This window comes from Robertkochia sediminum (assembly GCF_016786255.1).
Lineage (GTDB): Bacteria > Bacteroidota > Bacteroidia > Flavobacteriales > Flavobacteriaceae > Robertkochia > Robertkochia sediminum.
In genome coordinates, this window is sequence record NZ_JADMKT010000072.1 from 93218 (window position 1) to 119983 (window position 26766).

25 protein-coding genes and 1 other RNA gene are annotated in these 26766 nt (G+C 46.4%); 15 read left to right on the forward strand and 11 right to left on the reverse strand.

All coding sequences use genetic code 11. The annotated features are described in order from the left end of the window. Positions 1–154: 154 nt before the first annotated feature. The 6 genes from IS446_RS05815 to IS446_RS05840 all read left to right on the forward strand — a co-directional run bounded on the left by IS446_RS05815 (position 155) and on the right by IS446_RS05840 (position 5526). Complete coding sequence (locus tag IS446_RS05815; protein ID WP_203059071.1) at positions 155–979, forward strand: META domain-containing protein; 825 nt, start codon at positions 155–157, stop codon at positions 977–979. A gap of 173 nt (positions 980–1152) precedes the next feature. Next, positions 1153–1803, forward strand: coding sequence for a hypothetical protein (locus tag IS446_RS05820; protein ID WP_203059072.1), 651 nt, complete (start codon positions 1153–1155; stop codon positions 1801–1803). 34 nt (positions 1804–1837) lie between these two features. Next, positions 1838–2896: a DUF481 domain-containing protein gene (locus tag IS446_RS05825; protein ID WP_235996419.1), complete on the forward strand. Its 1059-nt coding sequence runs from the start codon at positions 1838–1840 to the stop codon at positions 2894–2896. A gap of 127 nt (positions 2897–3023) precedes the next feature. Then, positions 3024–3632 carry an HdeD family acid-resistance protein gene (locus IS446_RS05830; protein ID WP_203059073.1) on the forward strand — a complete coding sequence of 203 codons (609 nt, stop codon included), beginning with the start codon at positions 3024–3026 and terminating at the stop codon, positions 3630–3632. 213 nt (positions 3633–3845) lie between these two features. Further along, a complete protein-coding gene (locus tag IS446_RS05835) occupies positions 3846–4772 on the forward strand; it encodes a LysR family transcriptional regulator (RefSeq protein ID WP_203059074.1) in 927 nt (308 codons plus the stop codon). Positions 4773–4899: 127 nt separating this feature from the next. Further along, a complete protein-coding gene (locus IS446_RS05840; protein WP_203059075.1) occupies positions 4900–5526 on the forward strand; it encodes a hypothetical protein in 627 nt (208 codons plus the stop codon). Here IS446_RS05840 and hypE read toward each other — a convergent pair. Genes hypE through IS446_RS05875 form a run of 7 tightly spaced genes read right to left on the reverse strand, consistent with a single transcriptional unit; the run spans position 5523 to position 14103 of the window. Beyond that, positions 5523–6533 (reverse strand): hydrogenase expression/formation protein HypE, encoded by a 1011-nt coding sequence (gene hypE, locus IS446_RS05845; protein WP_203059076.1) that lies wholly within the window; start codon positions 6531–6533, stop codon positions 5523–5525. The two genes, IS446_RS05840 and hypE, sit on opposite strands and share 4 nt — an antisense overlap. A gap of 7 nt (positions 6534–6540) precedes the next feature. Continuing rightward, complete coding sequence (hypD, locus tag IS446_RS05850) at positions 6541–7635, reverse strand: hydrogenase formation protein HypD (RefSeq protein WP_203059077.1); 1095 nt, start codon at positions 7633–7635, stop codon at positions 6541–6543. Further along, positions 7636–9909, reverse strand: coding sequence for a carbamoyltransferase HypF (hypF, locus tag IS446_RS05855; RefSeq protein ID WP_203059078.1), 2274 nt, complete (start codon positions 9907–9909; stop codon positions 7636–7638). After that, the gene (locus IS446_RS05860; protein WP_203059079.1) at positions 9906–10448 is read right to left on the reverse strand and encodes a hydrogenase maturation protease; all 543 of its coding nucleotides are present in this window, start codon (positions 10446–10448) and stop codon (positions 9906–9908) included. The genes hypF and IS446_RS05860 overlap by 4 nt, the downstream gene beginning before the upstream one ends. A 24-nt stretch (positions 10449–10472) precedes the next feature. Continuing rightward, a complete protein-coding gene (cybH, locus tag IS446_RS05865; protein ID WP_203059080.1) occupies positions 10473–11219 on the reverse strand; it encodes a Ni/Fe-hydrogenase, b-type cytochrome subunit in 747 nt (248 codons plus the stop codon). 9 nt (positions 11220–11228) lie between these two features. Beyond that, positions 11229–12965, reverse strand: a complete 1737-nt coding sequence (locus tag IS446_RS05870) for a nickel-dependent hydrogenase large subunit (RefSeq protein WP_203059081.1) — start codon at positions 12963–12965, stop codon at positions 11229–11231. Positions 12966–12978: 13 nt separating this feature from the next. Next, the gene (locus IS446_RS05875) at positions 12979–14103 is read right to left on the reverse strand and encodes a hydrogenase small subunit (RefSeq protein ID WP_203059082.1); all 1125 of its coding nucleotides are present in this window, start codon (positions 14101–14103) and stop codon (positions 12979–12981) included. Between the two features lie 142 nt (positions 14104–14245). On the opposite strand from IS446_RS05875, the gene hypA reads away from it, so the two are divergent. The 5 genes from hypA to IS446_RS05900 are packed head-to-tail and all read left to right on the forward strand — an operon-like array spanning position 14246 to position 18137. Beyond that, entirely contained in the window at positions 14246–14587 is a 342-nt protein-coding gene (gene hypA / locus IS446_RS05880; RefSeq protein WP_203059083.1) for a hydrogenase maturation nickel metallochaperone HypA, read from the forward strand. A gap of 18 nt (positions 14588–14605) precedes the next feature. Continuing rightward, on the forward strand, positions 14606–15511 hold the full coding sequence (gene hypB, locus IS446_RS05885; protein ID WP_203059084.1) for a hydrogenase nickel incorporation protein HypB: 906 nt from the start codon (positions 14606–14608) through the stop codon (positions 15509–15511). Continuing rightward, the gene (locus IS446_RS05890; protein WP_203059085.1) at positions 15511–15774 is read left to right on the forward strand and encodes a HypC/HybG/HupF family hydrogenase formation chaperone; all 264 of its coding nucleotides are present in this window, start codon (positions 15511–15513) and stop codon (positions 15772–15774) included. The genes hypB and IS446_RS05890 overlap by 1 nt, the downstream gene beginning before the upstream one ends. Positions 15775–15776: 2 nt before the next feature. After that, positions 15777–16439, forward strand: coding sequence for a GNAT family protein (locus tag IS446_RS05895; protein ID WP_203059086.1), 663 nt, complete (start codon positions 15777–15779; stop codon positions 16437–16439). 12 nt (positions 16440–16451) lie between these two features. Then, complete coding sequence (locus tag IS446_RS05900; protein WP_203059087.1) at positions 16452–18137, forward strand: tetratricopeptide repeat protein; 1686 nt, start codon at positions 16452–16454, stop codon at positions 18135–18137. Here IS446_RS05900 and IS446_RS05905 read toward each other — a convergent pair. Further along, positions 18128–19339, reverse strand: a complete 1212-nt coding sequence (locus IS446_RS05905) for an NAD(P)-dependent oxidoreductase (RefSeq protein ID WP_203059088.1) — start codon at positions 19337–19339, stop codon at positions 18128–18130. The two genes, IS446_RS05900 and IS446_RS05905, sit on opposite strands and share 10 nt — an antisense overlap. 210 nt (positions 19340–19549) lie before the next feature. Between IS446_RS05905 and nadA the strand changes: the two genes are divergently transcribed. The 4 genes from nadA (at position 19550) to IS446_RS05925 (ending at position 24130) form a co-directional block, all read left to right on the forward strand. Further along, positions 19550–20473 (forward strand): quinolinate synthase NadA, encoded by a 924-nt coding sequence (gene nadA / locus IS446_RS05910; RefSeq protein WP_203059089.1) that lies wholly within the window; start codon positions 19550–19552, stop codon positions 20471–20473. A gap of 2 nt (positions 20474–20475) precedes the next feature. Continuing rightward, on the forward strand, positions 20476–22116 hold the full coding sequence (gene nadB / locus IS446_RS05915; protein WP_203059090.1) for an L-aspartate oxidase: 1641 nt from the start codon (positions 20476–20478) through the stop codon (positions 22114–22116). Positions 22117–22218: 102 nt separating this feature from the next. Further along, positions 22219–22618: a transfer-messenger RNA gene (ssrA, locus tag IS446_RS05920) on the forward strand. 270 nt (positions 22619–22888) lie between these two features. Continuing rightward, the gene (locus IS446_RS05925; protein ID WP_203059091.1) at positions 22889–24130 is read left to right on the forward strand and encodes a site-specific integrase; all 1242 of its coding nucleotides are present in this window, start codon (positions 22889–22891) and stop codon (positions 24128–24130) included. 480 nt (positions 24131–24610) lie between these two features. On the opposite strand, the gene IS446_RS05930 is transcribed toward IS446_RS05925, so the two are convergent. From IS446_RS05930 to IS446_RS05940, 3 genes are all read right to left on the reverse strand, one after another. Beyond that, complete coding sequence (locus tag IS446_RS05930; protein ID WP_203059092.1) at positions 24611–25183, reverse strand: hypothetical protein; 573 nt, start codon at positions 25181–25183, stop codon at positions 24611–24613. 169 nt (positions 25184–25352) lie between these two features. Next, a complete protein-coding gene (locus IS446_RS05935; RefSeq protein ID WP_203059093.1) occupies positions 25353–25925 on the reverse strand; it encodes a hypothetical protein in 573 nt (190 codons plus the stop codon). Between the two features lie 155 nt (positions 25926–26080). Next, positions 26081–26766 (reverse strand): hypothetical protein (locus IS446_RS05940; RefSeq protein WP_235996380.1); only part of this gene is annotated, 686 nt, incomplete at its 5' end.

The window sequence follows — 26766 nt, forward strand, 5'->3', positions numbered from 1 at the left end:
CCTTTCCCGAAATTCCAGTTTAAAAAACACCAATTTTATCGTACCTTCATATCATGGCAACCAACCGGACAAAGGGTTATTTGCTATCTCCCTCTCCCCGAAGCCCATAGCTACTACCTCTTCTTATTACTTTGGCAGTATTAAATTTCAAGATATGATGATCGCACGCAGCACACCTCTATGGATGGCATTAATGGTATTTGCATTTTTGGCCTGCAATACCTCCATAAAAAATGACGCCAAAGCCACCGAAACTCAAAAGGACTCTATGACCACAGCAACTGACCCACAAGAAAAGAACAGGGATCATTATCCGCCGGGAGATTTCTTTATGGCTTCGGGCAACGAACCCTTTTGGAACATCAAATTAAATGCAGAACAGCTGGTATTCACTTCTCTGATCGAAGGCTTTGAAGAAGTTCACACACCCCTACCCATGGTGGTCAGAGCTGCCGATGCCAATGTAAAGAGGTACCGGGCAGAAACCGAAAAGGTGATCATTGACCTGCAGATAGCGCAAGGCGATTGCGCAGATACCATGGCCGATAAACAATTTCCCTATTCCGTCGCTGTAACCATTCAGCACACGGGAGATGCTGAAGTCAAAAATTTAAAAGGCTGTGGTATATACCAGACCGATAAGCGGTTAAACGACATCTGGGTACTCGAAAAACTGGGGGAAGAAACGGCAGACGCATCGTGGTTTGCAGAAAAAGTTCCCGAAATAGAGATCAATGTCGCAGAAAATACCCTGATGGGATATGCCGGTTGCAATCGTATGCGCGGAAGTATTTTCTGGGAACCCGGGTTGTTGCGCTTTACCAATATAGCTACCACAAGAATGGCTTGCAAGCCCGAAAACAAAGAGGCTGCATTCCTTAAAAACCTGGAAAGCGCGACCGCCTACCGCATTGAAAATAACAGGTTATGGCTTTCTAATCCCAACGGCCCTCAACTGGTATTTAAAAAGATCGATTAGGAAAACGTATCATTCGTCTATTTTATTTGAATTACAGTAAAATACTGACATTCAATTGTTTAAATTTAATTACATTTAAAGTACGAACCCCAAACCATTTGGACCTCACACTTATGCTATTTGAAACTTAAGGAAGTGATCACACGTCATTAATTTTATTAAAAAGCATACCTATGAGATCTATTTACATTCTCCTGACGCTACTATTCTTAGCATCATCCTGCGGTTCAAGCACCAGCATGACCGAATCCTGGACCAATAAAGATGCCCTCGGGCAAGGCCCGTACAATAGCGTATTCATCATTGCCATGACCGGAAATATGGTGGCTAAGGCCCTGATCGAAGACGAACTCGCATTTTACGCCAATAAAAGAGGTGTTCAGGCTATTAAGGCACACGATGTTTTTCCCGCAACATTTTCTGAGGGGAACCGCCCGGATAAGGCTACCATCATGAAACTGATAAGAGATACCGGAGCAGATGCCATTCTTACGGTAACCCTGCTCGACAAGGAAACCGAATCGAGATACGTTCCCGGAAATACGAATTACGCCTACGGTTACCGCCCAATGGCCTATAGCTATTACGGTAACTTCTACGGGTACTACCGCACCTTATATCCGGTAGCTTACGACCCCGGATATTACACTACCGACAAGATATACTACATGGAAACCAATGTGTATAATGCCGAGACCGAAGAACTGCTGTGGTCGGGACAATCGAAGACCTATAACCCTTCAAGCCTGGAAAGTTTTACGCAGGATTATACCGAGGCACTCATCAAAAGACTGGATAAAGACAAATTGATCGACGAACAATAATTAGCACACCTGAGCATCTAATCGAAAAATCTCCTTGAGCAACTGCTTACCATACTGCGTTAAATCATCCTTCAGGGTATCCATACTTTTCGCTATCCTGTTCCTGGGTGGGATAGCACATGTCCGGGCTCAAAAAGATACCCTGATCCTGAAGAACAAGGACAGGATCATCGGAGAAGTGATCTTTATGGCCAATGGTGTGCTCACCATGTCGTCAGATTACAGCGACCAGGATTTTAAGATCACCTGGGTTGATGTTGCCGAAATGAACAGTTCGAGAAACTACCTCATCATCCTCGAAAAAGGTCAGCGCCTGAACGGGTATATTCACAAGAGTCAAAAGGACTCTACCAAGCTCGACATTAACCATGAAAAAGGATTTCTGTCAACTACGATCAACGATATCGTAATGCTAAGACCTATTGAAGGCAGCTTTCTTTCCCGGCTTGAGGTCTCCTTATCGTTCGGTTCCAACTTCACCAAAAGTAATAGCCTCAGGCAGCTTACGATGAGAAGCAGGTTAGTCTACAGTGGGAATACCTGGGGGCTGAATGCCTCTTACAATTCGCTTACAAGCACACAGAACAATACCAACGACACCCGCCGTATCGATGCGAATATCGGTGGTATATATCACCTCAGGAAGAACTGGTATGCCGCAACCAATGCAGGATACCTTTCTAATGACGAGCAACAGTTAAAACGAAGGCTTACCACCAGGGGTATCATAGGGAGCTTTTTGATCCACTCTAATAAGGTCTACCTGGCCTGGGGGTCGGGATTAGCCTGGAACAACGAGGTTTTTGATGATGTCGAAGATACGCGGAGAAACAGTTTAGAAGGGGTAGCCGGGCTTCAACTGGATATTTTTGACCTGGGAGACATCCATTTGTTTTCCAGCGTGTTCGCCTATCCCAGTATTACAGAATCCGATCGTGTGAGGGTGGATTTTAAAGCAGATCTGAAATATGACCTGCCTTTGGATTTCTTTATCAAAATAGGTTATACCCTCAACTTTGACTCTCAACCCATTCCCGGAGGGTCAAGGGAAGACTATGTGCTTTATACCACCTTCGGATGGGACTTTAATTAAACAGAAAGGATCAGACCATACTATACCAAATCATTTCCCCGTAGGCTGTACCATGCGATAAGATAACTGCTTCTGGAAAAGAACGACAAATAATTGTAATAATAACCAACCATTAAAACGTAAGATCATGCTAAAAGCACTAGCCAACAGTTGGAAAGTCCTCGTATTTAAAGGCGTTCTCCTTATCATTCTCGCCATTATTGCCTTTGCCAAACCTACCGCCACCGCTGCAACCATAGTCATGTGGATCGCAGCCTTTATTGCTATCGATGGTGTAGTGACCATAGTCACGGCTATTCGCGAATGGAACGAAACAGAAAATAAATGGCGGTTTCTCCTCGAAGGGGTCTTTGGCCTTATGCTGGGAATCGCACTATTTGTAACCCCGGGTATCACCCTCTACTTCATTGGATTACTCATAGCCTTTTGGTTCATTCTCATCGGGATCAACAGGATCATGATGGGTATAAAACTCCGGAAAGAAATTGAAGGAGAAGGCTGGGTGATCTTTAACGGGGTGCTCGCCCTGGTACTGGGATTGGTCATCGCTGCCCAACCCTACCTCGGGGTATCTTCCCTGATCTGGATCCTCGGACTGGCATTTCTCCTTGGTGGGATAGCCCTCGTGATACTCGGATTAAAGCTGCGTAAAGGAAAAAATAAAATAGCCGATAAGCTCGATGACCTGAGAGATAACCTGGAATCAAAAATGACCGACGACGAAATAAAAACATAAAGCCTCCGATTCCCTTGAGAAGAATTATAATGAGAAGAAGTGAGGAACCGGAGGTATATGTTGTGCTCCAATAAAAGAGCGAACAAAAGATATATTCTTACACCCCGTACGCTTGCATCCGGGGGTAAGACATGACTTAAAGCGTCACAAAAATGCATGCTTTTTTTGATAATATTTTATTTATATTTATCAACGCATTCATAAGGCATTTTTATGGACTTTACGTTACACCAATTAAAGATCTTTCTCAAGGTAGCCGAACTCGGAAGTATTACCCGTGCGGCAGAAGAACTCTACCTCACCCAACCCGCTGTATCTATTCAACTTAGGAACTTACAGGACCAGTTCGACATTCCGCTCACCGAAGTTATAGGCCGTCAATTATTCATTACGCCCTTCGGGAGGGAAGTCGAAAAAAGGGCCCATCGCATTGTGGAAGAAATGGAACAAATGAAGCACCAGACCATGGCTTATAAGGGCTTTCTGGCCGGAGAACTTAAGATCTCCATTGCTTCTACCGCCAAATACGTAATGCCGTACTTCCTATCAGAATTCATGCATGACCATATGGGACTGGACCTTACCATGGATGTTACCAATAAGGAGAAGGTGATCAGGGATCTGAACAATAATGAGGTCGATTTTGCCATGGTATCGGTGGTTCCCGATAAATTACGGGTCAATGCCATACAGCTCATGGAGAATGCGCTTTACCTGGTAGGTGCCTCTAATACCGATTTTGAGATCAACAATTCTAAAGACCTGGAAGATATCCCCCTTATATTTCGCGAAAAAGGATCGGCCACAAGAGCAGCAATGGAAGAATACCTCAAGTCACACCATATCGAATCCCATAAACAGATCGCCCTTACCTCTAATGAGGCCGTAAAACAAGCGGTGATCGCCGGACTGGGACTGTCTGTGATGCCGCTCATCGGTCTAAAGAACGAACTTCAGAATGGTGAGATCAAGATCTATCCTATGCCCGACCTTCCTATAGTCACGCACTGGCAATTGGTTTGGTTAAAAAATAAGGTGCTCTCGCCTGCCGCCGAAGCCTACCTGGAGTATATTGAAAAACACAAACACGAGGTTATGGAAAAGCATTTCTCGTGGTTCGAGACCTTTAACGTCCACTAAGAAAGGTGCTCATAACAGAAATACGTCCATCAATAGGTTCAAGTTCACCTTCTGAAATAGCCTTAGGGCCTATGTGATTTCAGACGATTTTTGTAGCTTTAGATCACATGATCTTAAAGGTATGAGTTTGAGTTACGCTATATTTACCGGCTTTTTGGCCGCTGCCGCCCACGTTTTTTCCGGGCCCGACCACCTTGCTGCCGTTGCTCCTTTTGCGGTAGGCTCCACCCGTAAAAGCTGGAAGATCGGCTTGTTCTGGGGTCTTGGACATTTAGCGGGCATGCTCCTTATCGGGATCTTGTTCACCATGCTTAAAGATTTTCCTCCCCTGGAACTCATCTCCTCTTATAGTGAATCACTCGTGGGGGTTGTACTTGTTGGCGTTGGTATTTGGGCCATTTACAAGGCATTTTTCCCCAAGAATAGCATCATAGAAGATGGTAGCCATCACCACCACCATGGCCGAAAAGCCAACATCGCCTCCTTTTCCATAGGCTCGCTGCACGGCCTTGCCGGAGTTGCACACTTTATACTCTTTCTGCCTGTGTTGGGTTTTGAGAATAGCGGAGAGGCTGCTTTCTACATCACCGGATTTGCTCTGGGTACGGTTGCAGCTATGATATTTTTCACCTTCTTACTGGGCTATATGGGCGTCTTTGGCAAGAACGATAAACGCGCCTTTATGAAAATCCTTCGACTCATCACCGGGATCGCAGCCATAGGAGTTGGTATTTACTGGATGTTCATTAACTAGCAGATCCTGGGCAATTGTTCCCCGATCAGGGGGGTAACCACCCGCTTACCACCGATCTTACTTTCAAGGATCACCATTCCGGGTTTGGTTTCGGTAACCTCCCCGATAATAGCGGCATCTTCATTTCCTTCCATGCTCCTTAAGGCCTCGACATATTCCCCGGCTATAGCCCCATTGACCACAGAAACGAAAACGCCTTCATTAGCCACATAAAGCGGATCGATACCCAACATCTCACAGGCGGCTTCGACTTGTTTTTCCAATGGCAACCAGGCTTCTTTGAGAAAAACGCCCTTGGCGGTATCGGTCGCGATCTCGCTCAATACCCCTGCAACCCCTCCTCTGGTAGCATCGCGAAACAAATGAATGTCATTCCCAAATCTGTCAAGCAATGCTTCGACCGTTGTGTTGAGATGGGTCGTATCGCTCACGATCTCCGATTCGAATTCCAGGCCTTCCCGCTCAGACATGATGGCCATCCCGTGCCTGGCAAGGGACCCATTCACGATGATCTTATCGCCCTTACTAATACGTTGCATGGCAATATGGGCCTTAGGATGCAGGGTGCCAATCCCGGTCGTATTGATAAAGATCTTATCGCCTTTGCCCCGCTCCACGACCTTGGTATCTCCGGTAACGACCTGTACACCGCTTTTTTCGGCAGCATGGCGTATACTTTCAAGGATCTTCCTGAGGTCGGCTACCGGTAAGCCTTCTTCAATAACAAAGGCCAGGGAAAGGTACCGGGGTATCCCACCGCACATGGCCACATCGTTCACAGATCCGTTAACGGCGAGCTCACCGATGTTCCCCCCTTTAAAAAAAATGGGCGAGACCACAAAGGTGTCTGTAGACATAACCACATGGCCGGACATAGGGAGAATAGCACCGTCGTGTTTCTGGTCGATCTGTTCATTGCTGAAGGTAGAAAAGATAAGCTCATCTAGAAGCTCTCTGGTCAGAAGTCCTCCGCTCCCATGACCCAATTCAATATGATCCTTATTCATATACAGGTTAGTTTTTGATCAGGTTACCTGAAAAGTGATAGTATGCGGCACAGGCGCCTTCTGAAGAAACCATAGGGGCTCCCAGTGGTTGGGCTGGTGTGCATTCCTTACCGAAGAACTTACATTCATGCGGTTTTTTAAGCCCCTTGAGGATCTCCCCGGCGATACACCCCGAAGCCTGTTCGGAGGTATTGGAACGCACCTGGAACTTACGCTCGGCATCAAAATCGGCATAGGCTTCCTTCAGCCTGAATCCGCTGTCCGGAATAGGCCCTATTCCGCGCCATTCCCGCTGTGAGATCTCGAACACTTCTTCTATGACCTTAATGGCCGCTGTATTTCCTTCCCTTTTCACCACGCGGGAATATTGATTCTCTACCTCCACACGTTTTTCCTCCAGTTGCTTTACGGCCATATAAATGCCTTCCGCAAGGTCAAGAGGTTCAAATCCGGTAACTACAATAGGGACCTTATACCTTTCGGCGATCGGAAAATAGGCTTCCATACCCATGATAGCACATACATGCCCCGCACCGAGAAAGGCGTCGATCGCACAAAATTCATCCTCGAGAATAGCTTCCATGGCCGGTGGCACCAGGACATGGGATACGAGCAGGGAGAAATTGGTGAGGCCTTCCTTTTTGGCGTGTAATACCGAAAGGGCATTAGCAGGGGCCGTGGTCTCAAAGCCTACCGCAAAGAATACCACCTCCCGGTCAGGGTTCTCACGTGCCACGGTCACCGCCTCGATCGGACTGTAAAGTATGCGCAGATCACCTCCGTCTGCCTTGGCCTGAAGCAAGCTCTTTGAGGTTCCGGGCACCCTGACCATATCGCCAAAGGAGCACATGATAACCCCCTGCTCCATAAGTTGCACGGCCATATCAATAAGGCTTTTAGGAGTAACGCATACGGGACATCCCGGCCCGTGGATCATCTGCACCTCTTGGGGAAGCAGCTCCAGGATCCCATTGCGCACCAACCCGTGGGTTTGGCCGCCACAGATCTCCATGATCTTCCACGGGCGGGTAACGGTCTCCGAGATCTTTTTCAGAAAGACTTCTGTAGCTTCTCTGTTCCGGTATTCTTCTAAATATTTCACCTATGTATTTTCTTTTATATGTAATGCATGCATGAGCTGGCCAAAGGCTATATTCTCATCGTTAGGGCTCAATTCCCTGTGCAGGCAGATCCGGTAGCGACCCTGTGCCTCTGTGAGGATAAGGTCGGTAAGCAGGGCATTCTGAAACACCCCACCACTCAATGCAATGATCTTCGCCCCGGAACGGTCTGCTACCTTAAAGATAAAGGTTACCAGGGTTTTTAAAAAACCAAGGGCAAGAACCTCCCGGGCAGCACCACCTTTCTTAGCCTTATGCATAACTTCAAAGAGTCGTGAGGGCTGCAGTTCGCCTGAGGCATCAAAGACATCCCAGCCTTCGACACCCTCCCGGGGCCCTTTGGCGGCACAGGCTTCCAGTAACATGGCTGCTTGCCCTTCGAAGGTATTGCTGTCACACAACCCCAATAAAGACGAGGCTGCATCGAACAGCCTCCCCACCGATGAAGTGAGTAGCCTGTTGTTCTTTTTAAGTTGGGTATACACCTGCCATTCGGCTGTGCTGAACTTGTGCTTGATCGCTTCAAGTAACTGCTCACTATCTGCAGCCGCCAACAGGGATAACCTGGGCTCCCTGGCCATCTTATCTCCTGCCAACCATGAAAAGTATCCCATATGGGCTAAGCGATGTATATAGTGATCCTTATAGGTAAAGAACTCTCCTCCCCACACGTTTCCATCGTCTCCGTATCCGGTACCATCCCAGATAACACCCAACACGGTCTCCCGGTGATCAAGGAGGTGGTGTTCCCCGAGAATGGCCGCAAAATGTGCTTCGTGATGTTGTACCTGTCTTAGGGGGATGCTTTGTTCTTTAGCAAGGGCTGTCCCTGCAAGGGTACTTTGATATCCGGGATGCTTATCGGTGATCACCAGTTCGGGTTTCAGATCGAACAACTCCCAAAACCGATCCAGCACCTCCCGGTAGCGGTCATAGGTTTCCAACGCACCGAGAGCTCCCAGGTACTGGCTTATATACAGGTATTGATTCGGGATAAGTCCGATTGCCGATTTCAATTCACCTCCCATGGCCAGGAGTTGTTTTTCGGAGGTCATGGGGGCATCGAAGTAATTGGGAGCCATCCCCCTTGATCTTCGCATGACAATGCGTTGTTTATGCTCCGGGGTAAATTTCACCACAGAATCATCCTGGGCATTGGCGATCTCCTGGTCGTGTAACAAAAACACATCTGCTACTTCCGCCAGTTCTTCCAGGGCCGTTTGGTTATCGGCGATCACGGGCTTGGTGTGCATGTTCCCACTGGTGGCCACCATCGCGCCACCAAAGGCATTGGCCAATAATCGCAATATGCCGTTATAAGGCAGCATGACGCCTAATTGATCGAGTCCGGGCGCCAATGCGTCCGTTGCCAACAGTATATCGGGGTTCTGGCGTAAGGGCATGATCACAATAGGGCTCACTCTTCCTTGTAATTCTTCTGCTTCTTCTGTATTGCAGTGCACTACAGCCCTTACCTCTTCCAGGTCTTTAAAAAGTACGGCCAGGGGTTTATCGGGACGGTGTTTACGTTTTCGAAGTTCGTTTATGGCAGGGGTACTTGTCGCATCACAGCACAGCAAGAATCCTGCAGAATTCTTTACCGCCAGGATCTTTCCTTGCTTCAGGAGTTTAGCCGCGGCTTCAAATACATCGACATTCTTACCTGAGATCCTTTTCCCGCCTTCTTCCAACCAGCAGGAAAAACCACATTCAGCGCAACTAATGGTTTGGGCATGATACCTCCGGTCGTCAAGATGGGTGTATTCTGTTTCACAGGAAGGACACAGGGAACGATCGCGATACGAGGTATGCTCACGTTCAAAAGGATAGGCCTTTGAGATCGACCACCGCTGGCCGCATTCCACACAGGCCGTGAACGGATACCCAAACCTGCGGTCTTCATGATCCTCCAGCTCCTTGGTACAATGTTCACACAGTGCCATATCGGGTGTAAAGGGCAGATTCACCCGCTTGCCTTTTTCACTGGGAACAATTCGAAAATCAGGAAATGACCGGAGCGTAACCGAATCCATCCTGCTGCGTTTGATGCGGGCAAGCTGATAGGGATAATGAAGCAATTCGTGATAGAAAGCATCGATAACCTCCGACGGTCCGGTTACGAGGATCTGCACCCCATTCTCATTATTATTCACCTCCCCGTTCAGGTGAAAACGATGGGCTACCTGGTGCACAAAAGGCCTGAAACCAATACCCTGAACCAGGCCACAGATCGTTATTTTACGGGTTACCTTCAAGAGTTTTGTGATACATTGGCCAGTTCAGAAGCCAGCGTAAATGCTGTATTAATGACCTCTGGAATGGCCTTTTGAACTTCCGGACTCAGGTCTACGCACATGGGTACAACCTCACTGACCGAGATGGTAATAAGATAGAGCTCAGGCTTCATCTCCATGAGGTATACCGCTTCGATCATATCTTTGAGTCCGACATCATGCACGCTCAGGGCACTTGGGAAATCAGAAGCGAACTTCGGCTTGCGCAGGGTTACGGTACCTTCAGGCTCCCCATCCATGGTAGCGTCAATAAAAATGATGTTTTTATATGACTCAAAACAGTTCAGAAGTAAGAATCCGCCGGTTCCTCCATCGAGAATATCAGTACGCTCCGGCAGGTCCATTCCTGCCATTTGTTGAATAACTTGCACCCCGACGCCTTCATCCCCCATAAGGTAATTACCCACTCCAAGGATCAGGGTGGCGTCGGACTTGTCCTTCTCGTAAAAGAAAGAGTCGCTGCTAATCGCAACAGGGTTATCTGAAGTTTGTTTTCTCATTGGTTTACGGAGGTTAAAAGATCTCTAACAGTGTTCGGTTACCGAACCTTCTTCCTTTTTAGGTGCTTCCTCAGGTTCATCGTGCTTTAAGCGTTCGTCCCGAACAAATTTATAGCCTCCGAACATGGACGAGACCTCACCTCTACCTTCCAGCCAGTCATGATAAAATACCAGGTACACATGCACCAGGGTAAAGAATATGAACAGCCAGGTTACGATATGGTGAATAGTTCGGGTAATAAAATCACCCCCGAGAAACTGGGGCACCCATCCAAAGAGTTTTGGCAACCACCAACCGGCATTATCGGCATAGAGTCCGAAACCGGTAAACACCTGTACCAGGGCCAGGAAAAACAGCACCAGGTAAGAAAAGGCAGCCACACTATTATGACCTACCGAAACATTGGTCAGGTCAAATTTCTTTTCATTCTGCAAGAGCACATCGACCTTGGTCACGTGAACCGCATTCTCCAGGGCTTTACGGGTAAAAGGAAACAATTGCCTCCAGCTTGCAAAGCGGTTCCCTACGAACGACCAATAGATTCGCATGAGCATATTAAAGAAGAATACATAGGCGGTCCCGAAGTGGATATAGCGTACGGTACCAAACCAGTAGGATTCACTGGCTTCGGCCCCCGACATGATCGCAGGCGGATCGGCTATGATAAATCCGGTGGCCCCCAGAACAATGATACACAACACATTCACCCAGTGAAAGATCCGCACCGGAAGCTCCCAAACGTATACTCTTTTAAAATTCTTAGTTATCATAATGCTGATTTATATATCACATCCGGAAACATTAGAAACCTGAGAGATGTGTTTGCCGTGTTCATCGTATAAATGCACCGCACAGGCTATACAAGGGTCAAAGGAGTGAATGGTCCTGATGATCTCCAATGGCAATTCCGGATCGGCAACCGGAGTCCCAATAAGTGTAGATTCATAAGCCGACCGCTGTCCTTTAGGATCTCTTGGCGAAGCATTCCAGGTGGAAGGCACCACCAATTGGTAGTTCTCGGTTTTTTGATCTTTGATCCGGATCCAATGTGCAAGTGCCCCCCGGGGTGCTTCACAGTGCCCTACCCCTTTGGTCTCTGCCGGCCATCGTTCCGGTTCCCGCATATTCGAATCGGCCATTCGGGTATCGCCATTCTTGATATTGTTTATAAGCGTATCGTAGAACTCCATGGTCCAGTTGGCTACCAATTGGGTCTCTATACCACGGGCGGCAGTACGCCCAAGTGTAGAGAAAAGTGCTTCAACAGGAACATCCAGTTTGGCCAGACTCGCATTCACAATTTCCTGTATCTCTTTATTGCCTCGGGCATAACCCACCAGCATACGGGATAATGGCCCTACTTCCATAGGGTGACCTTTCCAGCGTGGCGTTTTAATAAAGCTGTACGGCTCGTTCACATTGAGCTGGTCGTATGGGGGTTGCGGACCGGTATATTTGATATTGGTCTCTCCTTCCCAGGGGTGTTTTCCCGAATTGGCCCCTTCGGCATATGATTCATACCAGGAGTTATTTACGAACTCTTCGATATCGTTATTGCGTCGGTCAACCTCATGCACCTTCGAAAGGTCGAAATTCAGTATGGCACCATCGGGAAATTTAAATCCGGCAGGATCGTTATAGCCATTGGTCGGGAAGTCTCCGTACGACATATAGTTTCCGAAGCTACCCTTACCTACTTTCCCCCAATCCTTATAGAAAGAGGCAATAGCCAGCAGGTCGGGGATGTATACCTGTTCAATGAACTGTTTCCCTTCTTCCAGTAGTTTGCCGACATAAGCCAGTCGCTCGGCATTGAGTCCGCCGGGATCTTCCGTATTGATGGCACAGGCCATACCACCTACCAGGTAGTTGGGGTGTGGATTCTTACCTCCAAAGATGGTGTGTACTTTTACGATCTCCTTCTGCCATTCGAGGGCTTCCAGATAGTGGGCCACCGCCATGAGGTTCACTTCAGCAGGCAACTTCATCTGAGGGTGCCCCCAATACCCGTTGGCAAAGATCCCCAACTGTCCGCTTTCCACGAACCTGGTGATCTTTTTCTTGACATCGGTAAAATATCCGACCGAACTTTTTGGCCAGGGAGATATGCTTTGTGCGAGTTCTGAGGTTTTGGCAGGATCGGCCTTGATCGCATTGACCACATCTACCCAATCCAGGGCGTGTAAGTGATAAAAATGCACGGTATGATCGTGCATGTACAGGGCGCCTTCCATAATATTACGCACCATTTCGGCATTTGGCGGAACGGCAATGCCCAGGGCATCTTCTACCGAACGTACCGAAGCCAGAGCGTGTATGGTGGTACAAACCCCGCATGCCCGTTGCACGAACGCCCAGACATCTCTGGGGTCTCTTCCTTTTACAATATTCTCGAGTCCCCTTACCATCGGACTGGAACTGAAGGCGTCTGTGATCACGCCATCCTTGACCTCCACTTCTATGCGAAGGTGCCCCTCTATCCGGGTTACAGGATCAACTACTATTCTGTTAGCCATAACGATTTATTTATTAGAGGTCTAATTTTTTCTCATTCTCTTTACCGCCTTTGGTTCTCAGGCGTAACTCTTTACGCTTGGAGACATTTGCTGCGATAGCATGGGCAGCAATACCCCCTGCAAGGGCTCCTGCAGCTACCTTACCAATGGTATCTGCAGAACTTTCGATCCCGAATCCGTGAAGACTGGTCAAACGCTCATAGAACGGTCCGTTATCCCAGAAGTTCTCTTCACTACATCCTATACATCCGTGACCGGACTGGATCGGGAAACTCACCCCATTATTCCAGCGAATGGTCCCACAGGAATTATAGGTCATCGGTCCGCGACAACCTACCTTATACAGGCAGTACCCTTTTTTGGCATTCTCATCGTCGAAGGACTCTACGAACAATCCGGCATCGTAGTAGGGCCTGCGGTAACAGGAGTCGTGTACCCGTTTGGCGTAAAAGGCTTTAGGCCTTCCCATACGATCGAGTTCCGGCAGTTTACCGAAGGTGACCATATGAATAATGATCCCGGCCATGACCTCGCCTATGGGGGGACAACCGGGTACCCTGATAATGGGTTTGTCCTTGATGATCTTATGAATAGGTGTGGCTTCCGTCGGATTCGGATAGGCAGCCTGAACGCATCCGTTGGTGGCACAGCTTCCCCAGGCAATGATCGCCTTGGCTCCCGCTGCAGCCTCTACCAGGATGTCTTTAGCAGAACGCCCTGCGATACAACAGTAATTACCATCGGCACCCAGAGGCACAGAACCCTCGACACAAAGAATGTATTCACCCTTGTATTTCTCCATGGTATCGTGCTTGGCCTTCTCGGCTTGGTGACCCGAGGCGGCCATTAAGGTCAGGGTGTAATCCAGTGAGATCTTATCCAAAATGATATCGGCCACGATAGGGTGGTCTGAACGGATAAATGATTCACTACAACAGGTACACTCCTGGAAATGCTCCCAGATCACAGGCACCCTGTAAGTGGTCTCCAGAGATTTAACCACCTGCCCGATCATGGAAGTTTCTACCCCCATATAGGCTGCGATATAGGTTGCGAACTTCATGAAGTCGCGACGGCTGTACCCCTGCTTGATTATACTTTCGTAATACGTCTCCCTTTTGTCATTCCTGGTTGCCATAAGTTTTCACTTTTATTCGGATGGTTTTTGGTAAAGTCGTTTAAAACTATTACAATTTTTCAGTTAAAAAACTGATTATTATCATCTTAAAGGGTCGGATATCTTATTATTATTGAACTTATTTGACCAAAAACTGCATTTTATGCATGAACTATCGGTAGCCATGGGCATCGTCAGGATCGCCAAAAATGAACTTGATAAGGCCAAAGCCTCAAGGATCACGCGTATCGAACTGGAGATCGGCGAATTGGCCGGGATCGAGTTCGAAGCCCTCGATTTTGTATGGCCAATGGCAGTAAAAGATACCGTACTGGAGCATGCCGAACGCCACATTCAGCGGGTGAACGGCAAAGCCAAATGCCTGGAATGCGATAATGAATTCACCATTAACCAGGTCTATGAACCCTGCCCTTCCTGTAAAAGCTACCTGAAAGGGATCGTAGAGGGAAAAGAGTTGCGGGTACAGGCACTGGAAGTGGAATAACCAAAAAAAGAAAAAATTATGTGCGGAACTTGTGGATGCGGAGGCGATGGAACTAACAACATCCTCCTGGTAGACAAAGATCATCAAAACGGTCATCATCACCACGATCACCATCATCATGACCATGACCACCATCATCATGACCATGACCACCACCATCATCACCATGATCACGACCACGGACATCATCACCACGGTCACTCCCATGATCATGACCACCATCATCATGACCATGATCCAATAGACGACCATAAGAAAAAGGTGATCGCCGTAGAACAGGATGTATTGCAACACAATGAATTGATGGCCGCCAGAAACAAAGGCTATTTCGAAGGAAAGAACATTCTTGCCCTCAACCTGGTTAGCTCTCCCGGTTCGGGAAAGACCTCCCTGTTAGAGCGCACCCTGGCCGATAAAAAGAACAACATCACCTTTTGTGTGATCGAAGGCGACCAGCAATCACTTAACGATGCCAACCGCATCGCAGCACAGGAGGTACCCGTTGTACAGATCAATACCGGGAAAGGATGCCACCTGGAGAGCGACATGATCTACGATGCCGTTAAAAAACTAAATCCGACATCAAACAGCGTACTCTTTATTGAGAACGTGGGGAACCTCGTATGTCCGGCCATGTTCAACCTGGGAGAAACCGACAGGGTAGTGATCATATCCACCACCGAAGGGGAAGACAAACCCACCAAGTATCCCGATATGTTCCTGAGTTCCCAGCTCTGCATCATCAATAAGATGGACCTTCTTCCCTACCTCAACTTCGACCTGGAAGCCCTAAAGGAGAATGCCCTCAAGGTTAACCCTAACCTGAAGTTTGTAGAGGTATCGGCAACGACCGGAGAAGGTATGGATGCCTGGTACACCTGGCTGGAACACAAAATGAAAGCAACCCTTGAACCACAACCGTAATGTGTTTATCTATTCCAGGCAAGCTCATTGCCATCGATGACGTGCTCGACGACACTTTTCGCACCGGGAAGGTATCGTTTGACGGGGTGGTAAAAAAAGTAAGTCTTACCCTGGTCCCTGAGGCTCAACTCAATGATTACGTCATGGTGCACGTGGGAGCGGCCATTAGTGTGGTCGATGAAGAAGAAGCCAAAAAGACCTTTGATATCCTTAAACAACTGGGAGAACTGGACGAACTGGAAACCCCGAAAAATCAGACATAGCCGTGCCGCATTTTGAAATAAAAAAAGGACCTGCAGCATTTCCTCCTGCTCATTTTGCCGATATCGACGGCCTCGTTGCCGTGGGAGGTGATATGACCGCAGACAACCTGATCAGGGCCTACAATAGCGCACTCTATTACTGGCACCACCCCATGAAACATGTTAAATGGTGGTCGCCCGATCCGAGACTGGTGCTGGAACTACCGGCGCGCCTGCCTCCACCTGAAGTAACAGATACCACCGGGAGAAGTGTTCAAAGAACAGAAGCGATCGAAGCCCTGCTCCGCCACCTGCAATCGGTATTCAATGAGCAGGAAGAAATGAATCCCCGATGGTTGCCCGAGCGTATGTTCCGCATTTTCAGTGAACTCCATGAAAAAGGAATGCTTCGCGGATATGAGATTCGCGAAGGCGTAACGCTCATCGGCGGACTCTTTGGGGTGGCTATAGGTAAGATCTTCTTTGGTGAATACATCTGGGCTCCCGATAATGCAGCCGTAGATCAGGCGCTACACGCCCTGGTAAGCGATCTGGAGGCTGAAGGGTTCAGTCTTATCGACATGCAGAAGCCCACTTTCCGCAGTGAGACCTTTCCCTGTGATGAAATAAGCAGGCTTAGCTATACCGATCAATGCAAAGTAAATGCCGCCCAAAGCGGTTATTAAAACAACAATACTATGGATACCTCAAATACCGAACGCATCGCCCGGGCACAAAAGGCCCTGGAGGTTACCAAAGACCCTTCTGAAGCCTTTGCCCTCAAGTACCTCCTCGCCGATCTTTACCGCAGATCAGGCGACCGCGAGGCTGCAAGGGAACTGATAGGAAATATGATCACGCTGGAAGAAGAAAAGGTCGATCGAAATACCGATCACCTTGCAGCCCTGTATAACAACCTGGGATTGTTGATGGCCGACCGCGAACCGGAAGAAGCCATTGTTGCTTTGAAGAAAGCCAACCAATACTACCGTGAACAGGAAGCAGAAAATATGCTGAAGATCGCTATGGTGAACTACAGGCTAAGTGAACTTTATACGCAGATCAACGACAAATACTACATCAAGAAATACCTTAAAGAGACAGCCTTGTACTTTGACCGTACTAAAACAGAAGCGGTGTATGAGGCCCATGCCCGGGCACATGAGCAACTGGGACATCTCTTTAGTGACAAACTCCAGCTGTTCGATGCCAAAAAACATTTTCTCAAAGCCCTGGAGCTGTACAGTAAGATACATGCAGAAGGCAATCAGGACACGGGAATGATCATAGGCAGCCTATTGAACAATTTAGGAGTAACCTACCGGGATCTGGAATCCTTTTTCAAGGCCGAAGAATACTTCACTAAAACCCTGGAACACTACGAGCAACTGGAAAGCAGCTCTTCGGGTTATCTGCCATGGATCGGATCATCACTGACGAACCTTAGCAACCTTTACGCTACCAATAACAAAAAGGAACAGGCAATAGCCTATGCCGAAAAAGCGATCAGGGCCTATGAGCATCTCAGTGAAGAAGAACCTCATCGCTACAGTCACTACCTGGCTACTGCCCTGCACAATCTGGGGGTCATGCTTATGGAGGATGACCTGGAAGCTGCAGAAGGCTACCTTCGCCGGGCGATCGTGATACGCCAGGACCTGGCCACAAAAGAACCGGTGGCCTTCAATGCCGACCTTTGTTCCAGCCTGATGAACCTGGTAGAACTGTATTACGTGCAATGGGAAAATTCGCTGAATACAGAAATTAAGGAGAAAGCACTCGCCTTGCTGAAGATGGTCAAGGTCAAAGCCGTTAATTTACCGGAACACCTGCCGGCCGTTCAGAACATCCTGAACGATCACCGCTATTACTCCGAGCGCTTTAACGACCAGGACCTTTCGGGGCTTCACTTCCTGAAGATCTCCGGTGAGATCATGAAATGGAAGGAAGAAGTAACGTCAACGATCGTACCTCAGGAAAAGATCCCTTTTCAGGAACATATCGTTACCCTCCTTGGCGAACACGTACGGAAATTCCCGGGGCATTACCGTGGGATGGAAAACTACGGGGATGCACTCAGCGAACAAGCATGGTATTATATGCGTACCGGCAATATGTCTGAAGCATTGCGATTGTTGAAGGAAATGAAAGCCCTTCCCTGTGATTGCTCTCCTGAAAGCCGTTGCAATCTGGCGCATTACTGCTTATTGTCCGGCGATGAAACTCGTGCAAAGGATCTGTACAAACAAATACTTCCACTCAAAAATGCAGAACAACATGGCATGAAAGAAACGGTCCTTAAAGACCTCCAGGTACTTAAAGACGAAGGGACATTAACCCAGATACCCGATTACCTCCGGGAACTCCTGGAGCACTATGCCTGATCGGTGCCGTCTACATAATCCTGAAGATAACTGTATCGATCGGTAAGCTTGCCGTCTTGTGTCATACGGGCGCGCAGCAGGATCCCATCGGCGTCACCGTCAAAGAATGCCGGGATCACGTGTTCGATAAAACTCGTTCCGAAGCCTTCACTGGCATCGGCAGGCAACTCACATGGTAAATTATCAACCGCCATGACCGCTATGGCTTCCGGTTTCATAAAATCCACTTCCGATTCGGTGGCAGCATGGTACCCATAGATTGGGTCTTCAATGGTCGAAGGCCTGATCGTAGAGGCTACAGGGCCATCGATATCACAGGAGATATCGGCTACTACACTGATCTTAAACTCAGGTGACTTTGCATCTTCACGGGTAAAGAGATAGGGTGATCCCTGACCGTAGAAATGTCCTGCTACGAACATATCAGAGACCGCTGCAAAACGCATAAAACTGGATTCGTATTCTTCCGGGTGGAAATAAAAATTATGAATGGAATGCTCCTCTCCTTTTTTATGCCGGTTGTAATCTAGAGAATCCAGCTGACAGAACACAGGAACATCAAAATCTTTAGACAGGTAATCTTCAACAGCAACTTTTTGAATATCCATGGCCTCCAGGATCTCCCGGGCACCACTTCCTACCCTTCCGGTTCCGGTGAGCACGATCTTGATCGGTGGCAGCTCAAAGGTCTTAAGGGTAGCCTTCATGGCCTTCAGGTCAGGCAGCGTCTCTGCCTTAGGCATTTCAAAAAGTCCGTGTTTGAGTCCGTAGGTGCGAATCCCGTTGTATGCACCAACCAGGCCGGCATAGCGGCCAAACGCCACCAGGCGCTGCCCTTTCTCATTGGTGATCACCTCGTGGTCATAGAGCTCGATGTTCTTTTCCAGGATCGCCCTTAAAAGGTCGCGATTGTACGGTTGCTTTTTGATCGTATGCGAAAAGAAAAAGTATTTCTTATTCGGAATAAGCGCATCAACAGGCACCTCCTTCACCCCCAGTAATACATCGGCAGCAGAAAGATCACCGGTCACCTCCACTCCCGCTTCAGCATATTTCGCATCCGGGAACACCCGGATATCAGAAGGCTCTGCGAGCAGTTTGGCCTGCGGAAAGCGTTCGATAATAGCTTTACAGGCTTCCGGAGATAAAACTACCCTGCGATCGGGCGGATTCTTTCTTTCTTTAATAATGGCAAAGGTCATGGGCTCGTGGTTGTATGAATATTTCCGCTAAAATAACCGCTCAAAAAGGAATACACAAACAGAACCTGCTTTGAGGTACGCATCTTTTGATTCAGAGTGACAAATGTCACAGTTAATCTCCAAAGAGATACCTAATTTGCAGCTCATCTCCTCTGCATGGAGATCGGAAAATAAAAGCACATACCTATCTAAAACACAGACCCATACCAAATGGATTACCGTAAAGAAATAGCCCGGTTAAAGAAAGAGAAGAATGCCGTGATCCTGGCCCATTATTATCAGCGCCCTGAGATCCAGGATGTAGCCGATTATGTGGGCGACAGCCTTGGATTATCGCAAAAAGCGGCAGAAACAGAGGCCGATATGATCGTTTTTGCAGGGGTACATTTTATGGCTGAGACCGCCAAGATCCTCAATCCCGATAAAAAGGTCGTACTTCCCGACCTCGATGCAGGTTGTTCTCTTGCCGATAGCTGTCCGCCGGAAGCCTTTGAACCCTTTGTCAACGATCATCCCGAACATATTGTAGTGACCTACATCAATTGCTCTGCTGCCATCAAGGCCATGAGCGACCTGGTATGTACCTCTTCGAACGCCCTGGATATCGTGAACTCCATTCCTGAAGATATTCCGATCATCTTCGCTCCCGACCGCAACCTGGGGAAATACATCATGCAACAAACAGGAAGAGACATGCTCCTGTGGGACGGAAGCTGTGTAGTGCACGAGGCCTTTAGCATGGATAAGCTCACCTCTCTCCACATGGAATATCCGAAAGCAGAGATCATAGCACATCCCGAATCGGAGACGCATATATTAAAGACCGCATCGTATATCGGGTCTACCGCAGGCATGATCAACCACGTAAAGCAGCAACCGGAAAAACAATACATCGTTGGTACCGAAGCGGGTATCCTGCACCAGATGCGAAAAGAAGTACCGGGTACCGACCTCATCCCCATGCCGGCATTAGAAAATAATACCTGTGCCTGCAGCGAGTGCGCCTATATGAAGGTAAATACCCTCGAAAAACTCTACCGCTGTATGCTGGAAGAGACCCCTGAAATAGAAGTTGAAGAAAACCTACGTAAAAAAGCCTTACGCCCTATAGAGCGTATGCTGGCACTTTCCTGATCATGAAATTGAGAACAGACCATCTGGTAATAGGTTCGGGAATTGCAGGTCTTACCTATGCGGTAAAAATGGCCGAAGCCCTGCCCGACCGTCATATCAGCATTGTTACCAAGGCCAATGAGGCCGAATCGAACACCAAATACGCCCAGGGCGGAGTGGCCGTGGTTTGGGATCGCGAAAAAGATTCGTTTAACAAGCATATTGCAGATACCTTAAGGGCCGGCGATGGTCATTGCGACCCCATGGTGGTAGCCATGGTGGTGAACGAAGGGCCCGACAGGCTGCACGAACTTATGAACTGGGGAGCACAATTTGATATTGACGATGGGGGAAGTCTGAACCTGGGACGTGAAGGCGGACATACCGAATACCGCATTGTACATCATAAGGATATCACGGGCCATGAGATCGAAATGGCCCTGCTCAGACGCATCGATCAGTTACCTAATATCACCCTCTTCGATCACCATTTTGCCATAGATCTCATCACCGAACACCATTTTGAAAATGACCTTCCCAATGAGATCGGTTGTTACGGGGCCTATGTCATGGACCAGGTTACCGGAGAGATCAAAGTCTTTGAAGCATCCACCACCCTACTGGCTACAGGAGGGGTCGGACAGGTATACGGACATACCACCAATCCCGCTATCGCCACCGGCGACGGGGTAGCCATGGCCTATCGCGCCAAAGCACGTATAGCCGATATGGAATTCATGCAATTTCACCCTACCGCTCTGCTGGATGGTGCCGAGAAGCAATCGTTCCTGATCTCAGAAGCTGTTCGCGGCTTCGGAGCATTCCTGCGTAATAAGCATGGTGAACGTTTTATGCTCAGGTATGACGAACGTGGTGAACTGGCTTCCAGAGATATCGTAGCACGGGGCATAGACCGGGAGTTAAAACGCTCCGGCGAAGAGTGTGTTTACCTGGATTGCACCCACCTCAATGCTGCCGAATTCGAAGCTCACTTCCCAAACATCAAACAAAAATGCCTGGAGCATCGCATAGATCCTCAAACCGACTGGATCCCGGTAGTACCGGCATCGCATTACCTCTGTGGTGGAATTGATGTAGACCAGCACGGCCGCACCTCCATACACAACCTTTACGCCTGTGGCGAATGCTCCCGAACAGGATTACACGGCGCGAACAGGCTGGCCTCGAATTCCCTCCTGGAGGCCTTGGTCTATGCCCATCGTATTTTTGCCTGGCAACGCTATCAGTCCCTGTCGGAGGTTCCCCGAAGCATCCCTGAGTGGAATGATGAGGGCACCGTGATAAACAGTGAAAATATCGTAGTAAAACACAATGTAAAAAGACTGCAGGCTTTAATGCGAGATTACGTCGGGATCGTGAGAAGTCATAAGCGATTGGCCCTGGCGTCAAAAAATTTGCAAACCATTTACCGGGAGGTGGAAACCCTCTACAGGGAATCGCGACTTAACCCGGAATTGTGTGAACTGCGCAATATGGTTAATGTGGCGCATCTTATTATTTGTCAGTCCTCGCGGCAAGATGAAAACCGCGGCGGATTTTACAATAAAGATCTCGACAGTTCCAGACGCATGAAGAAACACGACACCATGGCAGAAAGAAAGGCTATGGACTGCGAACAACGGGAAGAACTCATACTGGCATAGATTTTGAATGTATAGCCGTAAACTGGGGAGGTATAGAAAATTATTGTAGTTTTGCCTTCCCTATTCTTCCGGGTTAAGAGGAGAAGTTCTTTGAAAAATATTGGGGTCGACTGGTTTTGACAGCGAGTCTAATTGGAGTGTAAGCATGCAGAGCGCTGGGATATAGCTCTTTAATCTCATATTTCAACCTTTTTAAATGGCGAGAATAACTATGCTCTTGCTGCCTAATCTGAATTCATAGTAGGATTTCGGCCACGTCCCTGCGAGGCGGGGAGGCGAGATGTCTCTGGGAAGCCCTTGTTGATGGCGTCCCGTTTTGAGGCACCATAAAAGTCAACATAGAGATCGCAGTGCTTCGATGTGATCTCAAATCTTAAGAAGCTAAGCTTGTAGTGGGCGGTTTCCGGTCAGCTGCAGGTCGACAATTAAACGGTAACTAAGCATGTAGAAAGCATTTTAATTGCTTGTTTGGACGGGAGTTCGAATCTCCCCGACTCCACTGGGTGGACTTTAAAATTCACCAAAACCCCGCAAACCACCAGTGTTTACGGGGTTTTTTATTTTTCTTGCATTCAATTAAACCCCTTTAAATACTGTTAAAAAGGTGGTAATTCGGGAGTACTTTTTTAAAGACAAAAAAGACTCACCAGCTTTTTCAAACTACCTGTATTCATAGGCCTTCCCACGATTTTCTTTAACATTTGATTTCCAGAGATTTTGTACCTTAAATAGGAATTCTGGTGAGTCTTTTTTTACCATAAATCCAAAGGTCATGAAAAACACCTATTCCATCCGTTTTGTCCTCCGTAAAAATAAACCCGATAAACAGGGTAAATGCCGTATTTTTCAACGTATCACCTTGAATGGTCAACGGGTTGAACTAAGTACCCAAAGAAAGGCGCTTCCATCCTTATGGAGCACTAAAAATGAGCGGGTGACAGGAACTAAGAAAGAAAACTTGCAGATCAACGCTCACCTGGAACAGATCACCTATCAAACCAATAAATATTTTCAGCAACTCCAGGACAGTGGGAATCCATTTAACGTGAACGCCCTTCGGAAAATGGTCCAGAACAGGGCTACCCCTTCCAAAATGCTATTGGAGATATTTGGGGAACACAACGATCAATTAAGGAAACTCTCAGGAAAGGGTTATGCCCCTGCAACAGTGATCCGCTATGATACCACCAAAGGACATCTGGAACAATTCATAGAGGAGGAATACGGCTGGCAGGACATACCTGTAAATGAGGTCGACAGGGCATTTATCAGGCGATTTGAATACTTCCTAAAGACTCGTCGCAATTGCAACCACAATACCAGCATGAAGTATGTGAACAATTTTAAAAAGATCATACGAATAGCCGTAGCCAATGAATGGATCACCAAGGATCCGTTTTACGGTTATAAGATCTCCTACCAATGGAAGGAGCGCGAATACCTCACCCAGGCCGAACTCGAAAGCCTGGTCACTAAGGAATTATCCATCCCCAGGATCGCCCAGGTTAGGGATATGTTCGTTTTCTGTTGTTATACCGGTCTGGCCTATGCCGACATCAAAAAGCTCACCAGAGATCATGTAGTAACCGGAATAGACGGAGATCTGTGGATTCGGATCAACCGAACCAAGACCGACTCTAAAAGCAGGATCCCCCTACTCCCTCCTGCTCTCCGTATCATGGATAAATACAAAGACCACCCGGAGGTGGAAAATGGGAACTGTCTGATTCCTGTACTCACCAATCAGAAAGCCAATGCATATCTAAAAGAGATTGCAGACCTATGTGGCATTAAAAAGCGACTCACCACCCACCTGGCCAGGCATACTTTTGCCACCACGGTAACCCTAACCAATGGCGTACCCATTGAAACGGTGAGCAAGATGCTCGGACACCGGGATCTAAGAACCACCCAGATCTATGCCCAGGTATTAGACCGGAAGATCAGTGAAGATATGAGTGTTTTGAAATCGAAGTTGGGAAATACAACCAAAGGGAACAAGGTCAGTAGTTAAACTCATCTACTTCCTATAAATATTAAATATCCGTTTTTAAACGTTTACAACGTTTTTTGCCTTTCCTTTCTCAGACGAAATTTTGAATGGCTTGTTCAGCCGATCCGAATCCAGGATAGGTGAACGAGCCAAAAATATCATCCATTTTAAATTTTTTACCTATAAACTTACTCCGTCAGGTTCATCAAACAACCTGAGTTAATCCTGAAATCAAATAAGTCATATTCAAAAAATCAAAATTTAAGGTTTGCATTCTTGAAAAGTTAATAGAACAAGGAATTTCAGAATGAGATCGTAATGGTTTATATGCCATGGTTGAGAGCGGTACTTTTAAGGTGCTTTTATGTTTGGCTTGTTTGGGAACTGCCTAATAAAGTAATGTGATAAAAATAACTCGTTTACCCGGCCTGGTTTGAGGGCCTTTAAACGAGCTGGAGGAAATTTCATTTATGCTTTATACACCATTGTTGTATGTCGTTTTTATGAAACGGATAATATTTCCTCTTTTTCGATAACCCAATTTTTATCTTTTTTTAGGTGCAAAATGCTTGAAAACCCACAATCTCCATTTCCTGCACATAAGAATGATATATATATTATTGCTTTATCAAAATTCTGGTTGTAACTAATTGAAGAGATTTGAACCATTCCAATATATGGGCTTCTTATATTTTGGTCAGATTCCGCTACAAGTCTATACCTCTTGTAGTCTTTAATCTTCTGAATATTCCATCTATGCTTTAATTTAAAATCTTCAATGGTAAACTCCGAAATCTCTCTAAACGTCAAATAATCATCAATACTTTCGATGTCTAAACTCCTAAGATTCGTGTGGTTTAATAACAATAAAGAGTGATATTCTTTAGTCTCGTCAATCCAACCTTGTCCATTTTCAAGATCTGATTCATTTCCGAAAGCATAATTCAAAACGGTAGAAAGTATTTCATAATCATCGGATTCATGATGCTTTTTTTTGCAACTCAATGTTATGGTAACAAATAAGGTAAATAACAGCAAAGATTTGATTTTAGGTCTCATGTTTTTAAATGACATACAACGGTAGGTGTATGAGCCGTTGCAGGTGGGTGGATCAAGCTGCGTGTTGGCCTTTGGAGGCTGAGAGCTTGAGCCACTGAAATGCCAGGCTCAATTTTTTCGTTTGGTCTAATCTAGGGATTATTTTCGAAACTTGTTGGAGGAAAGCAATGGCTTATACACGTTGTTAGGCGCTTTTTTTCCATTTGATAATGTTTTCTTTGGTCAAAATCGCAAGCCTCTTAATATCAATAAAATTCATCAGACTAATTTCTTCCTGACCTCTTAAAGTTTTGAATTGAATTTTTTTCCCATTTTTCAATTCGGGATATTTAAATAGTTCATAAAAGGAATCTACTGTCTCTTCATTCTGGGTGAAAAATAGGTTGAAGCTATTACCCGAAATTATTTCATTAAAGTGTTTTAATAGATTTTGATTTGGCCTTTTTGGGGAGACATTTAGTTTTTCATTAAGAGCGGATAATTTGTGTGTTTTTTTCTCAAGATTTCCTCCACAATGAATTATTAATCCTTTTAAGATTAATTCAATCCCATGATAGAAATTAAATAAAACAGGGATACCAATGTTTTGATCAGCCCATTTGGTTTTTTGGTCATATTCTTCCCCAGTCTCAGCATCAGATTTTCCTCCGTCCATGAAAACTAAAGTTTTATTTCCTTGTTTTTCCATTTCCTCAATTGCATTAATGGAAATTTGAAGAAAATTATATCCAATTGTTATGTAATCAGTTCCATTCATTTTAAAATTGCGCCTAACGGTCAGGCTATGGCTCGTGGCGGGCGGGTTGCACGGTGCGTCCGATGGAAACGAATAGCCTGGTTGAGTTCATGAATATTTTTTTCTTTTTTAGAAGTACTACACTAGCCATGAGATATAGCCGATGTTGCCCACAGTTATTTTTTCAATGCTTGTTCAAGTCGTTTTTTTGCATCGAGGGGGCTTAAATTTATTTTAATCATTTCTGTAGCAATTAATTCTGCTGTAATGCCGCTTCCATAAATATCTCCCGTTTTTGTTTTTCTATAAAGTTCTATTAGCTCAGTATTACTTTTTAAACCTGCTAAAATCTTTTGAGCTAATTCAGGACTAATATTATAATCCGTTTTTAATTGAGATAGATAGGATTCTGAATAATAAGTAAACCCGAATTTATTGTTTAAAAACTGAATGTCAAATGGAATTACAGAAAGCGAATCAAGAGTATAGGTTTTAGCTTCATTAATGAATTTTAGTTTCCCTTGTTCAAGCTTTTCAAACCCTATTAATTTATAACGATCTGCTGGAATTGGGTTTGTTGTTAGGGGAATTGAATCAATTCGCTCTATTGCTAGAATCTCTTTAGATCCAATTCTTTTGCTCTTTAGAACTTTAAAAATTCTCCTGTATTTCTGGGCACATTTAAAATTTGAATTGCATTTAAATTCAAAGATTGTATCATTACTTTTTTTAATGCCATAGAGTTCGGTTCCATTTACAAAGTAATATTTGTCATCTAGTAAGTTTTGACAGAAAACCGAATTTATTATAAATACGAATAATACAGTTAGTAGAAGTTTTTTCATAATTGTGGGCAACGGCA

Bases quoted from the DNA above. Each gene is read 5' to 3' on its own strand.
- IS446_RS05815 (WP_203059071.1), top strand. From the start codon at position 155: ATGATGATCGCACGCAGCACACCTCTATGGATGGCATTAATGGTATTT.
- IS446_RS05820 (WP_203059072.1), top strand. From the start codon at position 1,153: ATGAGATCTATTTACATTCTCCTGACGCTACTATTCTTAGCATCATCC.
- IS446_RS05830 (WP_203059073.1), top strand. From the start codon at position 3,024: ATGCTAAAAGCACTAGCCAACAGTTGGAAAGTCCTCGTATTTAAAGGC.
- IS446_RS05835 (WP_203059074.1), top strand. From the start codon at position 3,846: ATGGACTTTACGTTACACCAATTAAAGATCTTTCTCAAGGTAGCCGAA.
- hypE (WP_203059076.1), bottom strand. From the start codon at position 6,533: ATGAATAAGGATCATATTGAATTGGGTCATGGGAGCGGAGGACTTCTG.
- IS446_RS05860 (WP_203059079.1), bottom strand. From the start codon at position 10,448: ATGAGAAAACAAACTTCAGATAACCCTGTTGCGATTAGCAGCGACTCT.
- cybH (WP_203059080.1), bottom strand. From the start codon at position 11,219: ATGATAACTAAGAATTTTAAAAGAGTATACGTTTGGGAGCTTCCGGTG.
- IS446_RS05870 (WP_203059081.1), bottom strand. From the start codon at position 12,965: ATGGCTAACAGAATAGTAGTTGATCCTGTAACCCGGATAGAGGGGCAC.
- IS446_RS05875 (WP_203059082.1), bottom strand. From the start codon at position 14,103: ATGGCAACCAGGAATGACAAAAGGGAGACGTATTACGAAAGTATAATC.
- hypA (WP_203059083.1), top strand. From the start codon at position 14,246: ATGCATGAACTATCGGTAGCCATGGGCATCGTCAGGATCGCCAAAAAT.
- hypB (WP_203059084.1), top strand. From the start codon at position 14,606: ATGTGCGGAACTTGTGGATGCGGAGGCGATGGAACTAACAACATCCTC.
- IS446_RS05890 (WP_203059085.1), top strand. From the start codon at position 15,511: ATGTGTTTATCTATTCCAGGCAAGCTCATTGCCATCGATGACGTGCTC.
- IS446_RS05900 (WP_203059087.1), top strand. From the start codon at position 16,452: ATGGATACCTCAAATACCGAACGCATCGCCCGGGCACAAAAGGCCCTG.
- IS446_RS05905 (WP_203059088.1), bottom strand. From the start codon at position 19,339: ATGACCTTTGCCATTATTAAAGAAAGAAAGAATCCGCCCGATCGCAGG.
- nadA (WP_203059089.1), top strand. From the start codon at position 19,550: ATGGATTACCGTAAAGAAATAGCCCGGTTAAAGAAAGAGAAGAATGCC.
- nadB (WP_203059090.1), top strand. From the start codon at position 20,476: ATGAAATTGAGAACAGACCATCTGGTAATAGGTTCGGGAATTGCAGGT.
- IS446_RS05925 (WP_203059091.1), top strand. From the start codon at position 22,889: ATGAAAAACACCTATTCCATCCGTTTTGTCCTCCGTAAAAATAAACCC.
- IS446_RS05930 (WP_203059092.1), bottom strand. From the start codon at position 25,183: ATGTCATTTAAAAACATGAGACCTAAAATCAAATCTTTGCTGTTATTT.
- IS446_RS05935 (WP_203059093.1), bottom strand. From the start codon at position 25,925: ATGAATGGAACTGATTACATAACAATTGGATATAATTTTCTTCAAATT.